The 16232-nt window shown below is 67.9% G+C and carries 13 protein-coding genes; 8 read left to right on the plus strand and 5 right to left on the minus strand.

Annotation, left to right across the window (positions count from 1 at the left end; translation table 11 throughout):
• The first annotated feature begins 131 nt into the window (after window positions 1-131).
• The 3 genes from KDJ86_RS16770 to KDJ86_RS16780 all read left to right on the plus strand — a co-directional run bounded on the left by KDJ86_RS16770 (window position 132) and on the right by KDJ86_RS16780 (window position 3767).
• Window positions 132-1394: a cyclopropane fatty acid synthase gene (locus tag KDJ86_RS16770; protein WP_291748416.1), complete on the plus strand. Its 1263-nt coding sequence runs from the start codon at window positions 132-134 to the stop codon at window positions 1392-1394.
• Window positions 1395-1723: 329 nt separating this feature from the next.
• Window positions 1724-3214 carry a replicative DNA helicase gene (locus KDJ86_RS16775; RefSeq protein ID WP_291748419.1) on the plus strand — a complete coding sequence of 497 codons (1491 nt, stop codon included), beginning with the start codon at window positions 1724-1726 and terminating at the stop codon, window positions 3212-3214.
• 22 nt (window positions 3215-3236) lie between these two features.
• A complete protein-coding gene (locus tag KDJ86_RS16780) occupies window positions 3237-3767 on the plus strand; it encodes an SRPBCC family protein (protein WP_291748421.1) in 531 nt (176 codons plus the stop codon).
• A gap of 55 nt (window positions 3768-3822) precedes the next feature.
• Here the strand turns inward: KDJ86_RS16780 and xylB are convergent, their stop codons facing one another.
• The 4 genes from xylB to KDJ86_RS16800 form a co-directional block, all read right to left on the minus strand.
• Window positions 3823-5289: a xylulokinase gene (gene xylB, locus KDJ86_RS16785; RefSeq protein WP_291748423.1), complete on the minus strand. Its 1467-nt coding sequence runs from the start codon at window positions 5287-5289 to the stop codon at window positions 3823-3825.
• Between the two features lie 94 nt (window positions 5290-5383).
• Window positions 5384-6196, minus strand: coding sequence for an alpha/beta fold hydrolase (locus KDJ86_RS16790; RefSeq protein ID WP_291748425.1), 813 nt, complete (start codon window positions 6194-6196; stop codon window positions 5384-5386).
• A gap of 19 nt (window positions 6197-6215) precedes the next feature.
• Entirely contained in the window at window positions 6216-6455 is a 240-nt protein-coding gene (locus KDJ86_RS16795; protein ID WP_291748426.1) for a lipoyl domain-containing protein, read from the minus strand.
• Window positions 6456-6474: 19 nt separating this feature from the next.
• On the minus strand, window positions 6475-8940 hold the full coding sequence (locus tag KDJ86_RS16800; RefSeq protein WP_291748428.1) for an alpha-ketoacid dehydrogenase subunit alpha/beta: 2466 nt from the start codon (window positions 8938-8940) through the stop codon (window positions 6475-6477).
• A 116-nt stretch (window positions 8941-9056) separates the two neighbouring features.
• Here KDJ86_RS16800 and alr point away from each other — a divergent pair, with 116 nt between their 5' ends.
• From alr to KDJ86_RS16825, 5 genes are all read left to right on the plus strand, one after another.
• Window positions 9057-10208: an alanine racemase gene (gene alr / locus KDJ86_RS16805; protein ID WP_291748430.1), complete on the plus strand. Its 1152-nt coding sequence runs from the start codon at window positions 9057-9059 to the stop codon at window positions 10206-10208.
• Window positions 10209-10274: 66 nt separating this feature from the next.
• Window positions 10275-11690: a DNA repair protein RadA gene (gene radA / locus KDJ86_RS16810; RefSeq protein WP_291748432.1), complete on the plus strand. Its 1416-nt coding sequence runs from the start codon at window positions 10275-10277 to the stop codon at window positions 11688-11690.
• Window positions 11691-11934: 244 nt separating this feature from the next.
• Window positions 11935-12579 carry a CvpA family protein gene (locus KDJ86_RS16815; RefSeq protein WP_291748434.1) on the plus strand — a complete coding sequence of 215 codons (645 nt, stop codon included), beginning with the start codon at window positions 11935-11937 and terminating at the stop codon, window positions 12577-12579.
• On the plus strand, window positions 12512-14098 hold the full coding sequence (gene purF, locus KDJ86_RS16820; RefSeq protein ID WP_521085310.1) for an amidophosphoribosyltransferase: 1587 nt from the start codon (window positions 12512-12514) through the stop codon (window positions 14096-14098). The genes KDJ86_RS16815 and purF overlap by 68 nt, the downstream gene beginning before the upstream one ends.
• Window positions 14095-14838, plus strand: a complete 744-nt coding sequence (locus KDJ86_RS16825) for an SDR family NAD(P)-dependent oxidoreductase (protein ID WP_291748437.1) — start codon at window positions 14095-14097, stop codon at window positions 14836-14838. Before purF ends, KDJ86_RS16825 begins: the two co-directional genes overlap by 4 nt.
• Here the strand turns inward: KDJ86_RS16825 and der are convergent, their stop codons facing one another.
• Window positions 14839-16200, minus strand: coding sequence for a ribosome biogenesis GTPase Der (gene der, locus KDJ86_RS16830; RefSeq protein WP_291748440.1), 1362 nt, complete (start codon window positions 16198-16200; stop codon window positions 14839-14841). It lies immediately after the preceding gene.
• Between the last annotated feature and the right edge of the window lie 32 nt (window positions 16201-16232).

Genomic DNA, 16232 nt, shown 5'->3' on the forward strand with positions numbered 1-16232 from the left:
GGGCGGGCCGCTCCCTTCGGGAGAGTCCGGCCCGCCTGTTGAGCCTGGCAACCATCCCGTATTAACTTCGTGCCGCGATCTCGGGGGGCCGAGCCGCGACCTTCCTCGCAGCCACGGCGGGATATGCAGCGATGAACAGGATGCTTGACAGTCAAGTGCGGAAGCTCGTCCGGACGGGCACGCTGGAGCTTGTCGATGCGCAGGGCACTACCAGGACCTATGGTGACGGAACTGGCAGGAAGATCCGTCTCCGATTCACCCGGAAAAGCGCCGAGCGCAACATCATGCTCAATCCCGGGCTCAAGTTCGGCGAAGAGTTCATGGATGGCGGCTTCGTCTTCGACGAAGGCTCGATATACGACTTCCTGGAGCTCGTCTTCTCGAGTCTCAAGGATCGCTTCCCGAACAAGTGGATGGAGTTCGGCGCCAGGCTTCGCTTCGCCACGCGCAGGCTGCGCCAGGCCAACAGCCAGCGCAAGGCGCGGCGCAACGTCGCCCATCACTACGACCTCGACGGGCGGCTCTATTCCCTTTTCCTCGACAACGACCAGCAATATTCCTGCGCCTATTTCGAGCCCGGCGAGACCGATCTCGAAGTCGCCCAGCTCGCCAAGAAGCGGCATCTCGCCTCAAAGCTCGCGCTGAAGCCCGGCCAGAAGGTCCTCGACATCGGCTCGGGCTGGGGCGGCCTCGGTCTCTATCTCGCCGAACGGTGCGGCGTCGAGGTGACCGGGGTGACGCTGTCGGAAGAGCAGTATGAGACCTCGAACCGGCGCGCGAAGGAGCGCGGCCTCTCCGACCGGGCCCGGTTCCTCCTCCAGGACTACCGCACGGTCGATGGGCCCTTCGACCGCATCGTTTCGGTCGGCATGTTCGAGCATGTCGGAGTCGGCCATTTCCGCGAATATTTCGACACCTGCCGCAATCTGCTCACCCCGGACGGCGTCATGCTGCTCCATTCGATCGGACGCTTCGACGGTCCCGGCGACACCAATTCCTGGATCCAGAAATACATCTTCCCCGGTGGCTATATCCCGGCGATCTCGGAGACCGTGCCGGCGATCGAGCGCTCCGGCCTGCTGATCACCGATGTCGAGATCCTGCGGCTTCACTATGCCAAGACGCTGCGGGTCTGGCGCGAGCGCTTCCTCGCCCGCCGCGAAGAGGCCAAGGCGATCTACGACGAGCGCTTCTGCCGGATGTGGGAATACTACCTCGCGGCGTCGGAAACCTCCTTCCGCTACTGGGATCTGATGAATTTCCAGATCCAGATCACCCGCGACCAGAACGTCCTGCCGCTGACGCGCAACTACATGATCGAGGAGGAAGAGCGGCTCAGGGCCGAGGACGAGCGGGCGCTGGGCGGCGGCGCTTTCAAGATGGCGGGCGAATAGCCGCCGGGTTCCGGTGGTTCCACCCCCGTTCGAATCGCGGCGTCCAACTCCCGAGTCGGCAAGCGCCAAGCGAAATATTGCTGACGCCGTTGTGGAGAAGCGTGAATCCCGTGCGCTCTCGTGACGGTGGCGGATGCGCGCTTTCACCGGCCGGCGCCGACGCTTAAGAAAGCGTTAAGAGAGTGCGAATCGCGTACTCTCCTTTTTCCGGCAGCGGCCGGGACCCGTGTCTCCGTTCGGCTTGGCACTTTGCGTAGCGCGTCGACGCCGGCGCGAGTCAATGCCATTCGGGCGTGCAGGGTCAGGCCGAGAACAAGGGACTTTCGAGAATGGCGCTTGCGGCACGTGCGATACCGGAGAGAACCGAGAGCTATCGCGCCGCTCCCCAGAATGTCGACGCCGAGCAGGCCCTGCTCGGCGCGATCCTGGTCAATAACGAAGCCTTCTACCGGGTCTCCGATTTCCTCCTTCCCGAGCATTTCTTCGAGCCGGTCCACCGCTCGATCTACCAGGTCGCCGGCGAGCTGATCCGGGCCAACAAGATCGCGAGCCCGGTCACCATCAAGACCTTCCTGCCGGCCGACCTTGCCATCGGCGACATCAACCTCGCCCAGTATGTCGCGCGGCTGGCGGCGGAGGCGACGACCATCCTCAACGCGGAGGACTACGGGCGTTCGATCCACGACCTTTCGATCCGCCGCGCGCTGATCGGCGTCGGCGAGGACATGGTCAACGTCGCCTATGACGCTCCGGTCGACAAGCCGCCGCGCGACCAGATCGAGGATGCCGAGAAGCGGCTCTACGAGCTCGCCGAGCACGGCAAGTTCGAGGGCGGCTTCCACGCCTTCGAGACCGCGCTGCTCACCGCGATCGACATGGCGAGCGCCGCCTATCAGCGCGACGGCCACCTCTCCGGCCTTGCCACCGGCCTCGACGATCTCGACCGGCTGATGGGCGGGCTCCAGCCCTCGGACCTGGTCATCCTCGCCGGCCGTCCGGGCATGGGCAAGACGTCGCTCGCCACCAACATCGCCTTCAACATCGCCAGGGCCTGGCGCGGCGAGACCCAGCCGGACGGCACCATGAAGACCGTCGACGGCGGCATCGTCGGCTTCTTCTCGCTGGAAATGTCGTCCGAGCAGCTCGCCACCCGCATCATCGCCGAGCAATCGGGCGTGCCCTCCTCCGATATCCGCCGCGGCCGGATTACCGAGGACCAGTTCTCCCATGTCGTCGCGGCGGCCCGCGAGATGAACCGCATCCCGCTCTACGTCGACCAGACCGGTGGTCTCGGCATCGGCCAGCTTGCTGCCCGTGCGAGGCGGCTGAAGCGCCAGCGCGGCCTCGACCTGCTGATCGTCGATTATCTCCAGCTGATGCAGGGATCGAGCAAGCGCGGGTCCGACAACCGGGTCCAGGAAGTCACCGAGATCACCAACAATCTCAAAGCACTCGGAAAGGAGCTTAACGTTCCGATCGTCGCTCTCTCGCAGCTTTCGCGTCAGGTCGAGAACCGCGACGACAAGCGGCCGCAGCTCTCCGACCTTCGTGAATCGGGCTCGATCGAGCAGGACGCGGACGTCGTGCTCTTCGTCTATCGCGAGGAATATTACCTCAAGAACAAGGAGCCGAAGCCCGGCACCGTCGAATACGAGCAGTGGCAGGACGAGATGAACCAGGTCCACGGCATAGCCGAAGTGCTGATCGGCAAGCAGAGGCATGGCCCGACGGGCACGGTCAGGCTACTCTTCGAGGATCGGCTCACCCGCTTCTCGAACCTGGCGCAGGAAGACCACCTGCCGGCGCCCTTCGGTTCGTGAGGCGAAGCGGACGAAGGACAGGATGATCTTCAAGCTATTCGGGAAGAAGGGTTCCGGCGGCAGCGGCGTCGAGGTCGGCGGCACCAAGGAACTCCTCCACCTCACCCAGCCAGTCGACGCGCCGGTCGACCGCGCTTTCGCCGTCTTCGTGGACGAGTTCGACCGCTGGTGGCCGCGCGACCACACCTGGGGCAAGGACCGCCTCAAGACGATCGGCATCGAGCCGAGGATGGGTGGCGCCTGCTACGAGGAAACCCAGGACGGCGAGCGCAAGGTCTGGGGCTCGGTGCTTGCCTTCGACCGGCCCGGCCATATCGTCCTCGCCTGGCAGATCGGACCCGACCGCGGCCCGGAAGGCAGCGAAGCCACGGCCAGCCGCGTCGACGTCCGCTTCTCCCCCGCCGAGGACGGCAAGACCAACGTCCTCGTGGTCCATCGCGATTTCTTCCGCCACGGCGAGGGCTGGGAGAAATACCGCGAGGATATGGCCGCCGGCAAAGGCTGGCCGACCATCATCGGCCACTATGTGAGGGCCGTCGAAGGCGAAGGCTGACCGGCCCCGGCGGCGGTGGCCGAGACTGCGGCGGCGCCAAGCGCCGCGGTGGCGATCAGTCGCGCCGGGTCGCGCGTTCCGCCCGGTAGAGCTTGCGGAAGATCGCCTGTTTCTCCCGGTAGGCCGGGACGAGATCGGGATCGGGCATGATCGTCTCTTCCTCCTCCGGGGCGGTGCACACGTCAACGACCGAAGCCCCGGTCTTGGCGATGATCGCCATCCGCGCAGCACCCAGCGCCGGTCCGAGGTCGGCGCCCCGGTAGCGGACCAGCGGCCGTTCCAGCACCGTCGCGATGATCCGCGCCCAGAGCCGGCTCTTCGACCCGCCGCCGAGGAATCCCGGCCGCTCGACGATCGCGCCGGCCGCGTCGAGGCAGTCCTGCGCGTCGCGGAGGGAATAGGCGACGCCTTCCAGCACCGCCTGCACCATCTCCGTCCGGGTCGTCGCCTGGTCGAGGCCGAAGAAGGCGCCGCGGGCGTCCGGGTCGTCATGCGGCGTACGCTCGCCGGTCAGATACGGCAGGAAGATCACCGGCGATGGCGCCCCGTAATCCTTGCCGACTGCGGCAAGCTCGGCGTCGGTGTCGCTTTCGCCGAGCACCTTCATCAGCCAGGCGAGCGGGCTCGCGCCGTTGAGCAGCGCCCCCATCTGGAACCAGCGGCCCGGCACGCAATGGGCGAAGTTGTGGACCAGCGTCTCGGGCTTCGGCGCGTAGCGGTCCTGCGCCACCACATAGACCCCCGCCGTGCCGAGCGAGAGAAACCCCTGCCCGGTCTCGACGCAGCCGATCCCGGCAGCGCCGGTGCCGCCGTCACCGCCGCCGCCGGCAACCGGGATGCCCGCCGACAGGCCGAGCTTCGCCGCCACCGACGGCAGAAGCTCGCCCGAAACGTCAGTTCCCTCGACCAGCCTCGGCAACTGGTCCGGCCTGAGCCCGACCGCCGCGACGACGCGCTCCGACCATGTCCTTGCGCGCTCGTCGAACATCTGGGTCCCGGCGGCGTCCGACATGTCGGTCACCACCTCGCCGGTCAGCCACAGCCTCACATAGTCCTTGGCGAGCATGACGACGGCGATCCGCCCGAACAGCTCCGGCTCGTGCTTCCTCAGCCACGCCGCCTTGCCGGCGCTGAGGCCCGGCATGGCGATGACCCCGGTGATCTCGGCGATGTCGGGCACGGCCGCGGTCAGTTCGGCGCATTCCTCGGCGCCGCGGCCGTCATTCCACAGGATCGCGTTGCGGAGCGGCCGGTGGTCCTTGTCCAGGGTCACCAGCGAATGCATCTGGCCGGAAAGCCCGATCGCCGCCACCCGGCCATAGGCTTCCGGCGCGGCCTGGCGCACCTCCGCCAGCGCCGCTTCGACGGCCCTGATCCAGCCGTCCGGTTCCTGCTCGCGGACGCCATGCACGGGACTGAGGGTCGGATGCGGCACGGACGCGCTGGCAAGCAGCGTCTGGGCCTCGTCGACGAGGATCGCCTTCACCGCCGTCGTGCCGACGTCGATGCCGATAATGGTCATGCTGCCCCCGTCTCCTCCCCCGGCGCGGCCCCGCGTCGCGGCCTGTCCTCCCCGGCTCCTTACACCGTGGCGGCGTCGGAGCCGAGTCCCCCCCTCACGCCGCGGCGTCGTCTCCGCCGGCCAGGAAGGCCCGGATCAGGGCATTCACTTCCGGATGGCTCTCGATATGGGGCAGATGTCCGGTATTCTCGACGACATGGAGCCTGGCGCCAAGCGCTCCGGCGGCTTCCTCGGCCAGCGGGTTGACCAGGTCGTTCGCGCCCCAGACCACCGTCACCGGCAGGCCTCGCTTGCCGATTCCGGCGACGGCCTCGGCCATGTCGAAATGGGCGGTCTCCAGGTGCCCCGCGACCTTGCGGAGGGCCTCGCGCGCGCCCGGCTCGGAAATCTGGGCGAGCGCCCGCGCCGTCATCTGCGGGCTGATCAGCCGCTTCCGCTCGACCAGCCGCTCGAGCACCGCGCTCGCCTCGTCGAGCGTCTCCATCTCGGTGAGCGCCGAGAGGAAGCCGGTATCGATCCCCTGCCCGACCCCGGCCGGCGCCAGCAGGAAGAGCGAGGCGACGAGATCGGGATGGCGATGGGCGAGATCGATCGCGACGGCGCCGCCGAGCGAATGGCCGACGACGTGGACCGGTCCGGCATCGCGGAGCTTCAGGAACCCCGCGACGAGATCGGTCAGGGCCGCGATGCCGCCCTCGCCGATGGCCCGGTCGGACTGGCCGTGGCCGGGCAGGTCGATCGCCACGGTCGCGGCATAGCTGGCCACGTCGCGCTGGGTCAGCAGCCAGGTCAGCCGGTCGGCGCCGAAGCCGTGAAGCAGCAGCACCGGCGGCCCCTCGTCTCCGGCGGAGAGATAGGAGAGCCGCTTTCCAGCGATATCGACCGTCGATTCCCGGCTCGTTGCCATGCCGCCTCCCAGGCTCGCGCTACTCGGTCTCGATGATGCCGAGGGTCGTGCCGACCTTGGCGATCTCGTCGGCCGGGATCGCGATCGACTTCAGCACGCCACTCGCCGGCGCCTCGAGCTCGAGCGTCACCTTCGGCGTCGTGACGATCACCACCTGCTCGCCCTCCTCGACGGCGTCGCCCTCGGCCTTCAGCCATTCGTCGATCTGGGCTTCCTCGATATCGACGCCGAGTTGCGGCATCACGATCGGAACATCCACGGGTCTTCTCCTCTTCGATTCAGATACCGCGCCGGGAAAGGTCGAGACCGTCCCAGCCCCGCAGTCCCCGATAATCCGTGTTCTTTTCGGGGATCAGCTCGCAGCACACAATATCGATGATATCCTGCGCCTGGGGAAAATAGGTCGATTCCATCTCGGCGCCGGGCACGATCCAGTTCGGCGAGCCGAGCACCTGCGGCGGCGCGGTGAGGTCGCCATGGGCGTAGCGGCCGATATCGGCGGCGAGGGTCATCAGGAAGCTGCCCCGCTCGGAAGCCTCGGAGACCAGCAGGATGCGGCCGGTCTTCCTCACCGACTTCAACACCGTCTCATAGTCGAAGGGGACGAGCGACCGGGCGTCGATGATCTCGGCCGAGACCCCATGCTCGGCGGCGAGCGTCTCGGCCGCGCCGACCGCCGCATAGAGCGACGGACCGAGGGTCAGGATGGTGACGTCGGTGCCTTCCCGCTTGACGTCCGGCACGCCGATCGGGACCTGGTAATAGTCCTCCGGAACCCCGCCCTCGTGGAACATCTCGGTCGCGTCGTAAAGCCGCTGGCTCTCGAAGAAGATGACCGGGTCGTTGCCGGCGAGCGCCGAGGCGAGCAGCCCCTTCGCGTCGTACGGCGTTGACGGATAGACGACCTTGAGGCCGGGGATATGGGCGACCAGCCCGCTCCAGTCCTGCGAATGCTGGGCGCCGTATTTGCTGCCGATCGAGCAGCGCAGCACCACCGGCAGCTTGAGCATCCCCGCCGACATCGACTGCCACTTGGCCATCTGGTTGAAGATCTCGTCGCCGGCGCGGCCGATGAAGTCGGTATACATCAGCTCGACCACCGCGCGGCCGCCCTCCATCGCGTAGCCGATGGCGGTGGCGACGATCGCGGCTTCCGAGATCGGCGCGTTGAACAGCCGGTCATAAGGCAGGATGTCCGACAGCCCCCGATAGACGCCGAAGGCGCCGCCCCATTCGCGGCATTCCTCGCCATAGCCGATCAGCGACTCGTCGTGGGTGAAGTGGTGGAGCAGCGTCTCGAACAGCGCGTCGCGGATGGTGACCGCGCGCATCGGCGAATGGAGCCCGCCATTCTCGTCGATCCCGTGGCGGGCCTTCTTGGCGAGCTGACGGACGCGCGAGGTCGACGCCGGGTCGTTGAAGGTGCCGACCGGCTCCGGGGGCAACGCGATCGCCGTATTCGAGAACATGAGCTCGCCGATCAGGGTCGGGTTGGCGCGGATATCGACCGGCGCCGCGATGGCCGGATCGACGGCGGCGGCCGTCACCATCCGGACGCGCGCCGCGACGCCTTCGGCGAGCGCCGCCTCGACCGTATCGTCGAGGATGCCGGCCTCCTTCAGGCTCGCCGCGTAGAGGGCGATCGGGTCATGGGCCGTCCAGGCCTTTATCTCGTCCCGCGAGCGGTAGGCATTGGCGTCCGACGTCGAATGGCCGGTCGCGCGGTAGCACTCGACGTCGAGCAGCGCCGGCCCCGCCCCTTCGACCAGCAGCGCGCGCTTGCGGGCGACCGCGTCGGCGACCGCCAGCGGATTCGTGCCATCGACGGTCTCGGCATGCATGGCGTCCGGATTGATGCCCGCGCCGATCCGCGACAGCCGGTCCCAGCCGGCGGTCTCGCCGATCGTCTGGCCGCCCATCGCATAGAAGTTGTTGTTGAAGCAGAAGAGCACCGGCAGTCCGCCACGATGCTCCTCCGGCCACAACCCCTTGAGCTGTGCCATGCTGGAGAAGTTCATCGCCTCCCAGACCGGGCCGCAGCCGGTCGAGCCATCGCCGGAATAGGCAACCGTGATCCCGCCGTCGCCACCGAGGCGCTTGCGCATCGCGGCACCCGTCGCAATTCCCGCCGAGCCGCCGACGATCGCGTTGTTGGGATAGGCGCCGAAGGGCAGGAAGAAGGCGTGCATCGACCCGCCCATGCCGCCATTGAATCCGCTGGCGCGCATGAATATCTCGGCGAGCAGTCCGAGCAGCAGGAAGGTTTCGGCGACCTCCGTCTCGTTGTCGCCGCCGAGGATCTTCTCGACGGAACGGAGCATCGCCCCGCCCTGATGCCCCTCCATGATCGCGGCGAGCGCCGCCGGCTCCAGCCCGGCGATCGCCGACAGCCCCTTGGCGATGAACTCGCCATGGCTGCGATGGCTGCCGAAAATGTGATCATCCGGCTTGAGCGCGAGCGCCGAGCCTACCGCCGCGCCTTCCTGACCGATCGAGAGATGGGCCGGCCCCTTGTAGACGAACTCGATCCCCGCATAGGCGCCCTGCGCCTTGAAGGAGGCGAGCATGGTCTCGAATTCGCGCACCATCATCATGTCGCGCAGCACGCGGATCAGAGTCTTGTCCCCGTAGCGCTGCCTTTCTTCCGCCAACGGTGTCGCATAGGCATGGACCGGGATCTCGGGGACGCGGAGACGGTCCGCCTTGCGCATCACCTGGGGATCGACAAAGAGCTCTTTGGGCATCGGGGGACTTCCTTGTTTGGACATATGTCTTTTGCCATGAACAAAAGAACAAATCCAGTCGAATCTCGCATTTCCTCCATCGCCGCCGGCGCGGCAATGTCCGACAATCGCGAATCATGAACCCCGACGACGCCAATCCCACCGGCATGACGGTGCCTCAAAGCCTGGCCGGCGGCCGCCTGACCATCGATCTTGGCGCGCTTGCCGCCAACTGGCGGTATCTCGCGGAGCTTGCGGCCGGCGCCGGGACGGCGGCCGTCGTCAAGGGTGACGGCTACGGCATGGGCCTTGAGCCGACGGTCGGAGCGCTCGCCGCCGCCGGCTGCGATACCTTCTTCGTCGCTTTGCCGGAAGAAGGTCTTCGCCTCCGCGCCGTCCTGCGGGACGCGACCGTCTACGTACTCGACGGCCTCATGGAGGGCGCGGCCGCCACCTATGCCGGGGCCGACCTCCGGCCGGTCCTCTCCTCTCCTCCCGAGGTCAAGGAATGGGCAGCCTTCCGGCGCGCCAATCCGGCCGCGCAAGCGGCGCTCCATGTCGATACCGGGATGAACCGCATGGGGCTCGGCCTTGCCGAAGCCCGTTCCCTGCTGGCGGATGCGAGCCTGGCCGAATCGCTCGGCCTGGCATTGCTGATCAGCCACCTCGCCTGCGCCGACACGCCGGACCATCCGTTGAACGGCCGGCAGCTCGCCACCTTCCGCGAGGTCCGCGCCATGCTGCCGGGCATTCCGGCCTCGCTCGCCAATTCGGCCGGCATCCTGCTCGGGCCCGACTACCACTTCGACCTCGTCCGGCCGGGGATCGCCCTTTACGGCGGCATCGCGGTCGACGGCATCACCAATCCGATGCGCCCCGTGGCGACCCTCGAAGCCCGGATCCTCCAGGTCCGCAACGCGGCGCCAAGCGAGACCGTCGGCTATGGCGCGACGGAAGCGCTCGACCGTCCGAGCCGCCTCGCCATCCTTGCCGCCGGCTACGCCGACGGCTATCCGCGCCACGCCGGTTCCTCGGACGACCGGCCGGGCGCCCGCGTCTTCCTCCACGACCGTCCGGCGCCGCTCGTCGGCCGGATCTCCATGGACCTCACCACCATCGACGTCACCGAGGTCGCCGGCGCCCGCCGCGGCGATTGGGTCGAGCTCTTTGGCCCCAACGTCCCGGTCGACGAGGTCGCCGAGCATGCCGGAACCATCGGCTACGAGCTCCTCACCAGCCTCGGCCCGCGCTACCACCGGCGCTATGTCGGCGGCCCGGACGCCACCTGACCGATTGATTTCCCGGCGATTCTCCGATAGAACATTTAGGGAACATTCCATCGGGGCAATCACACCATGCGCGTCGCCGCCCGCCAGAAAGTCCAGTATGTCTGCCAGAATTGCGGCGCGGTCAGCCCCCGCTGGCAGGGCCGGTGCGACGATTGCGGCGAGTGGAATTCGCTGGTCGAGGAATCCGGGTCGGGCGGCATCGGCGCCGGGCCGAAGCGCAGCCCCGGCAAGGGCCGGATCATCACGCTTGAGGGACTGGCCGGCTCGACCGCCGAGGCGCCGCGCACCCGCACCGGCATTGCCGAATTCGACCGGGTGACCGGCGGCGGCTTCGTCCGCGGCTCGGCATTGCTGGTCGGCGGCGACCCCGGCATCGGCAAGTCGACCCTGCTGCTCCAGGCGGCCGCGGCGCTTGGCCGGTCAGGCCATCCGGTCGTCTACGTCTCCGGCGAGGAGGCGGTAGCCCAGATCAGGATGCGGGCCGAGCGGCTCGGCGTCGCCGACGCCCCGGTCAAGCTCGCCGCCGAGACCAGCGTCGAGAACATTCTTGCCACCCTCTCCGAGGAGGCGCCGCCGGCGCTGCTGATCGCCGACTCGATCCAGACCATGTGGACCGACGCCGTCGACTCCGCCCCCGGCTCGGTCACCCAGGTCCGCGCTTCCTCCCAGGCCCTGATCCGCTACGCCAAGCAGAGCGGAACGGCGGTGGTCTTCGTCGGCCATGTCACCAAGGACGGCCAGATCGCGGGCCCCCGCGTCGTCGAGCACATGGTCGACGGCGTGCTCTATTTCGAGGGTGAAGGCGGCCACCACTTCCGTATCCTGCGCGCGGTCAAGAACCGCTTCGGCCCGACCGACGAGATCGGCGTCTTCGAGATGGGCGGTGGCGGCCTCCGGGAAGTGTCCAATCCCTCGGAGCTTTTCCTTGGCGAACGCAATGCCAGGACGCCGGGCGCCGCCGTCTTCGCGGGCATGGAGGGCACCCGCCCCGTACTGGTCGAGATCCAGGCGCTGGTTGCGCCGACGACGCTCGGCACTCCACGCCGGGCGGTGATCGGCTGGGACCAGAACCGTCTCGCCATGATCCTGGCCGTGCTCGAGGCCCATTGCCGGGTGCGGCTCGGCGATTGCGACGTCTATCTCAACGTCGCCGGGGGCTTGCGGATCAGCGAGCCGGCCGCCGATCTCGCGGTCGCCGCGGCGCTGGTCTCGTCGCGCCTCAATGCGCCGCTTCCGTCCGATTGCGCCTATTTCGGCGAGGTCAGCCTCTCCGGCGCCGTTCGGCCGGTCGCCCATGCCCCCGCCCGGCTCAAGGAGGCCGGCAAGCTCGGTTTCGGCGCGGCCGTCCTGCCGTCCGCGGCCAAGGGTGACCGGGCGGACAGCGACATGCGGCTCAAGGAGGTCGGCCAGCTTGTCGAGCTGGTGGCGGAGGTCGCCGCGCGGCGTGGCGAGCCTTCGGTTCCAGCGCCTTCCGGCGACTAGCTCGCCCCCTGCCCGGCGCCCGATCGGGGAAGCGGCCGCGTCGCTGCCCGATCTTGCCCATGATTATCGTGCCAATTTCCGACACGAAGATATTGACTATGGTGCCCTGTGCCGTCATGTCCCCGTGGACTTCCTGTGGCGAATGGTGGGGAACGGCGGTCGCTGCGGGACGCGGCACGAGGAATCGTGCTAGCAGTGCGTGTTTGAGGCCGTGCCGCCCGGCCCCCCTGGAACGGAAGAGCTCATGCCGGTTACGGTCCTCGACGTCATCGTCATCGTCGTCGTCTTGATCTCGGCGGTCCTCGCGATGGTGCGCGGCTTTGTCCGCGAAGTCCTGTCCGTCGCGTCATGGGTTGCCGCCGCCGCCGCGGCCTACTACTTCTACAAGTCGCTGCTGCCGCTGGTTGAGCCCTATTTCGACAACAAGACGATCGCGATTATCGTCTCGGCGGCCGCCATCTTTTTCGTCGCGCTGATCGTCGCAAGCTACATCACGATGAAGATCTCCGATTTCGTCATCGACAGCCGCATCGGCGCGGTCGACCGCGCCTTCGGCTTCATCTTCGGAGCGGTTCGCGGCGTCCTGCTGCTGGTCATCGCCCTTCTCTTCTTCAACTGGCTTGTGCCGGCCCCGCCGGCCTGGGTGGCGGACGCGCGGACCAAGCCTTTCCTCGACAATCTCGGCGAACAGCTGATGGCGGCGCTGCCCGAGGATGCGGAAGCGACGCTCCTCAACCGGATCAAGGGCGTCGGCCACGGCTCGGACGATGCGGCCGATACCGGCGCCAACGCGGCGCCGGCCGACGCGGCCGATCCCGCCTATGACGACAGCCAGCGCGGCGCCATCGACCAGCTCATCGAGAATACCGACCCTGGAGCGGCCAACTAGCGTGACGCGATCGCCACCAGACGATGCCGGGCGTGAGGAGTTGACGGGCCATCCCTTCGGCCTCGACGACGACAAGCTGCATGAGGAATGCGGCGTCTTCGGCGTCTTCGGCCATCAGGACGCCGCGGCGCTGACCGCGCTTGGCCTCCATGCCCTCCAGCATCGCGGCCAGGAAGCCGCCGGCATCGTCTCCTTCGATGGCCGCTCTTTCCACCACGAGCGCCATTTCGGCGTCGTCGGCGACAATTTCACCCGGCGCGCGGTGATCGACCGGCTGCCCGGCGACCGGGCCATCGGCCATGTCCGCTACTCGACCCGTGGCGGGCCGATGGAAAGCAACATCCAGCCGCTCTTCGCCGGCTTTTCCGGCGGTGGCTTCGCCGTCGCCCATAACGGCAACATCACCAACGCGCTCGCCCTCCAGAACACGCTCCAGCGGCGCGGCTCGATCTTCCAGTCGACCTCCGACACCGAGGTCATCCTCCATCTGATCGCGACGAGCCGCCACGAGCGCCTGGTCGACCGGATCATCGACGCCCTCAACGAAATCGAGGGCGCGTGGTCGCTGGTCTGCCTGTCGTCGAAGAAGATGATCGGCTGCCGCGACCCGCTCGGGGTCAGGCCGCTGGTGCTCGGCGATCTCGACGGTTCGCCGATCCTCGCCTCGGAAACCTGCGCGCTCGACATCATCGGCGCCCGCTTCGTCCGCGACGTCGAGCCCGGCGAGATGGTCATCGTCACGCCGCAGGGCATCGAGAGCCGGCGGCCCTTCCAGGCGCTGAAGCCGCGCTTCTGCATCTTCGAATATGTCTATTTCGCCCGGCCCGATTCCGTCGTCGACGGCCGCGGCGTCTACGAGGTCCGCAAGCGGATCGGCGCCGAGCTCGCCCGCGAGGCGATGGCGCCCGCCGACCTGGTGGTGCCGGTGCCCGATTCCGGCACCCCGGCGGCGATCGGCTTCGCCGAGGCGGCCGGCATTCCCTTCGACCTCGGCATCATCCGCAATCACTATGTCGGCCGCACCTTCATCGAGCCCAGCGACGCCATCCGCCACATGGGCGTCAAGCTCAAGCACAACGCCAATCGCGACATCCTCGAGGGCAAGCGCGTCGTCCTGGTCGACGATTCGATCGTCCGCGGCACCACCTCGTCGAAGATCGTCCAGATGGTGCGCGACGCCGGCGCGGCGGAGGTCCATATGCGGATCGCCAGCCCGCCGACCAGCCATTCCTGCTTCTACGGCGTCGATACGCCGGAGACGTCCAAGCTCATCGCCTCGCGCATGTCGGTCGAGGAGATGGAGGACTTCATCAAGGTCGACAGCCTTCGCTTCCTCTCGATCGACGGCCTCTATCGCGCCGTCGGCGAGGCGCGGCGGGACCCGGACATCCCGCAATATTGCGACGCCTGCTTCACCGGCGCCTATCCGACGCGGCTGGTTGATCTCGAGGCCAATGGCGGCGAAAAGCCGGAAGCGCTGAAGAGCGACCGGCTGACCCTCCTCACCGGTACCGCATGAGCGAAAAGCCCCTGTCAGGACGGGTGGCCGTCGTCACCGGCGCCTCGCGCGGCATCGGTTATGCGGCGGCGAAGGCGCTGGCGGCGGAAGGCGCCCATATCATCGCCGTCGCGCGCACCGTCGGCGGGCTCGAGGAACTCGACGACGAGATACGCGAAATGGGCTCCGAGGCCACCCTCGTTCCGTTCGACCTCAAGGACTTCGCGGCGATCGACCGCCTCGGCGGGGCGATCTACGATCGCTGGGGCAAGCTCGACATGCTGCTCGGCAATGCCGGGCTGCTCGGCGTCGTCACCCCGCTCGGCCATCTCGAGCCGAAGGTCTTCGACGACGTCATGGCGGTCAATGTCACCGCCAACTGGCGCCTGATCCGCTCCCTCGACCCGCTGCTCAGGCTTTCGGACGCCGGCCGCGCCCTTTTCCTCACCTCCGGCGCGGTCCGCCTCTGCCGCCCCTATTGGGGCATCTATTCGGCGTCCAAGGCGGCGCTGGAAGCGCTGGTCCGCACCTGGGCCGGCGAGCTTCGCCAGACCAGCGCGACCGCCAATCTTTTCAGTCCTGGGCCGCTGCGCACCCACATGCGCGCGCAAGGCCGGCCCGGCGAGGATCCGGAAACCCTCGAGCCGCCGGAGGCCGTCGCGCCGCATATCGTCCGGATGCTCTCGCCGGACTACGAGCCGAATGGCGTGCTCTTTTCCTACCCGAGCGGCGAAACCACCGACATGCTGGTCACCGCCTGATCAGCTCCGCTTGCGCTTGCGCCCCTCGAAGGGGTTCTCGCCTTTCCGCAGCATCAGACGGATCGGGACACCCGGCAGCTTGAAATCGTCGCGCAGCGTATTGACCAGATACCGCTGCCAGGCCGCCGGCAGCGCCTCGGGGCGCGAGCAGAAGGCGACGAAGCTCGGCGGGCGCGCCTTGGCCTGGGTCAGGTAGCGCAGCTTGATCCGCCGGCCGGAGACGGCGGGCGGCGGATGATGCTCGACGACGCCGGCGAGCCAGCGGTTCAACCGTGACGTCGAGACGCGGCGGTTCCACACCGCGTAGGTCTCGATCACCCTGGCCATCATCTTGTCGATGCCCCTGCCGGTCAGGCCCGAAACCGGCACCAGCGCAACCCCGCGAATCTGGGGCAGCAGCCGCTCCGCCTCGATCCTCAGCTCCTTGAGCACCGCCTGCGGCTCCTCGATCAGGTCCCACTTGTCGAGGGCGATCACCACGGCCCGCCCCTCCGACTCGACCAGCGCCGCGATCTGGAGGTCCTGCTTGTCGAAGGGCTTGGTCGCATCCAGCACCAGGATCACCACCTCGGCGAAGCGGATGGCGCGCAAGGCATCGCCGACCGCGAGCTTCTCGAGCTTCTCGACAACCTTGGCCCGCCGCCGCATCCCGGCCGTGTCGAAAACCCGGAAGGCCTGGTCGCGCCACGTCCAGTCGACCGCGATCGCGTCGCGGGTAATCCCCGCCTCGGGACCGGTGAGCAGCCGCTCCTCGCCGATCATCCGGTTGATCAGGGTCGACTTGCCGGCATTCGGCCGGCCGATCACCGCGATCCGGATCGGCTTGTCGGCCCCGTCCTCAGGCTCCGGCCGCGCCTCCTCGGGAAGGGCCGCGACGATCGCGTCATGGAGGTCGCTCATCCCCTCGCCGTGCTCCGCCGACAGCGCCAGCGGTTCGCCGAAGCCGAGTTCATAGGCCTCGAGCGCGCCGGCCGCGCCGGCCTTGCCCTCGGCCTTGTTGGCGATCAACACCACCGGCTTGCCCAGCGCGTGAAGCAGGCTTGCGAAATGGGCATCGAGCGGCGTCACCCCCGCCCGCGTGTCGATCATGAAGAGGGTCAGGTCGGCGGTGTCGACGGCCGCCTCGGTCTGCGCCCGCATCCGCCCGGCGAGCGAATCCGGCGCCGCTTCCTCCAGTCCGGCGGTGTCGATGACCGTGAAGTCGAGGCCGTGGAGCGACGCTTCGCCCTCGCGGCGGTCGCGCGTCACGCCGGGCCGGTCGTCCACCAATGCCAGCTTGCGGCCGACCAGCCGGTTGAAAAGCGTCGACTTGCCGACATTGGGCCGTCCGATGATGACCACTCTCGGCGCATGATCGAACATGGGCCCTATCCCGGCATTGGTGGAGGGTGGCG

It is taken from the genome of Bauldia sp. (assembly GCF_020442045.1).
Classification (GTDB): domain Bacteria; phylum Pseudomonadota; class Alphaproteobacteria; order Rhizobiales; family Kaistiaceae; genus Bauldia.

Excerpts from the sequence above, each read along its gene's own strand:
- alr (WP_291748430.1), top strand. The coding sequence starts at position 9,057 with ATGAACCCCGACGACGCCAATCCCACCGGCATGACGGTGCCTCAAAGC.
- der (WP_291748440.1), bottom strand. The coding sequence starts at position 16,200 with ATGTTCGATCATGCGCCGAGAGTGGTCATCATCGGACGGCCCAATGTC.
- purF (WP_521085310.1), top strand. The coding sequence starts at position 12,512 with ATGACGACAGCCAGCGCGGCGCCATCGACCAGCTCATCGAGAATACCG.
- KDJ86_RS16800 (WP_291748428.1), bottom strand. The coding sequence starts at position 8,940 with ATGCCCAAAGAGCTCTTTGTCGATCCCCAGGTGATGCGCAAGGCGGAC.
- KDJ86_RS16815 (WP_291748434.1), top strand. The coding sequence starts at position 11,935 with ATGCCGGTTACGGTCCTCGACGTCATCGTCATCGTCGTCGTCTTGATC.
- KDJ86_RS16790 (WP_291748425.1), bottom strand. The coding sequence starts at position 6,196 with ATGGCAACGAGCCGGGAATCGACGGTCGATATCGCTGGAAAGCGGCTC.
- KDJ86_RS16770 (WP_291748416.1), top strand. The coding sequence starts at position 132 with ATGAACAGGATGCTTGACAGTCAAGTGCGGAAGCTCGTCCGGACGGGC.
- xylB (WP_291748423.1), bottom strand. The coding sequence starts at position 5,289 with ATGACCATTATCGGCATCGACGTCGGCACGACGGCGGTGAAGGCGATC.
- radA (WP_291748432.1), top strand. The coding sequence starts at position 10,275 with ATGCGCGTCGCCGCCCGCCAGAAAGTCCAGTATGTCTGCCAGAATTGC.
- KDJ86_RS16780 (WP_291748421.1), top strand. The coding sequence starts at position 3,237 with ATGATCTTCAAGCTATTCGGGAAGAAGGGTTCCGGCGGCAGCGGCGTC.
- KDJ86_RS16775 (WP_291748419.1), top strand. The coding sequence starts at position 1,724 with ATGGCGCTTGCGGCACGTGCGATACCGGAGAGAACCGAGAGCTATCGC.
- KDJ86_RS16825 (WP_291748437.1), top strand. The coding sequence starts at position 14,095 with ATGAGCGAAAAGCCCCTGTCAGGACGGGTGGCCGTCGTCACCGGCGCC.